This window comes from Staphylococcus marylandisciuri (genome assembly GCF_025519785.1).
Taxonomy (GTDB): Bacteria; Bacillota; Bacilli; order Staphylococcales; family Staphylococcaceae; genus Staphylococcus; species Staphylococcus marylandisciuri.
Genome location: NZ_JAOPKZ010000036.1, coordinates 1 through 1080 on the forward strand (window position 1 = coordinate 1; position 1080 = coordinate 1080).

The following is a 1080-nucleotide window of genomic DNA, read 5'->3' on the forward strand; positions in this document are numbered from 1 at the left end:
CCCGAAGCCGGTGGAGCAACCACTTTGTGGAGCTAGCCGTCGAAGGTGGGACAAATGATTGGGGTGAAGTCGTAACAAGGTAGCCGTATCGGAAGGTGCGGCTGGATCACCTCCTTTCTAAGGATTTTATACGGAATACTTTCGATAGAAAGTAAGGAATAACGTGACATATTGCATTTAGTTTTGAATGCTCATTCGAGTATTCAACTTGATTTAAAACTTCCGTAAGACAGCGGATCTCAATCGATCATAATCGACTGGAAAGCTGATCTCGGAAAGTATTGTACATTGAAAACTAGATAGTAAGTAAGATAGATTTTACCAAGCAAAACCGAGTGAATTAGAGTTTTTAAAAGCTTGAATTCAAAAATAATCGCTAGTGTTCGAACGAACACTCACTGATTAATAACTGGTGTGTTTGAGTTGAGTAAGTATGGGTTGCTTACCTACGTAAGTGACTGCGACTTCGAAGTGAAGCTGAAGAAGCATGCGAGTGCTTGACTCAAAACGATGTGCTTTGAAAGAAAGCGATTGTCAGGCGATGAAACAAGCTAAGAAGTAAAGGAGCTTACCTATGTAAGTGACTGCCACTTCGAAGCGAAGTTGAAGAAGCATGTGAGCGCTTGACTCAAAGCAGGATAGATTAAGTTATTAAGGGCGCACGGTGAATGCCTTGGCACTAGAAGCCGATGAAGGACGTTACTAACGACGATATGCTTTGGGGAGCTGTAAGTAAGCTGTGATCCAGAGATTTCCGAATGGGGGAACCCAGCACGAGTGATGTCGTGTTATCAACATGTGAATCCATAACATGTTTGAAGGTAGACCCGGAGAACTGAAACATCTTAGTACCCGGAGGAAGAGAAAGAAATATCGATTCCCAGAGTAGCGGCGAGCGAAACGGGAAGAGCCCAAACCAATGAGCTTGCTCATTGGGGTTGTAGGACACTCTATACGGAGTTACAAACGTTGACGTTAGACGAAGTAGTTGGAAAGCTACATCAAAGAAGGTAATAATCCTGTAGTCGAAAACGTTAACACTCTTGAGTGGATCCTGAGTACGACGGAGCACGTGAAATT

Annotated in this window: 2 rRNA genes; both read left to right on the forward strand. The window is 43.3% G+C overall.

Features of this window, described 5'->3' with window-relative positions:
* Positions 1–117: ribosomal RNA gene (locus tag N9R04_RS11265) — 16S ribosomal RNA — on the forward strand; the annotation flags it as partial.
* A 524-nt stretch (positions 118–641) separates the two neighbouring features.
* Positions 642–1080, forward strand: a 23S ribosomal RNA gene (locus tag N9R04_RS11270); the annotation flags it as partial.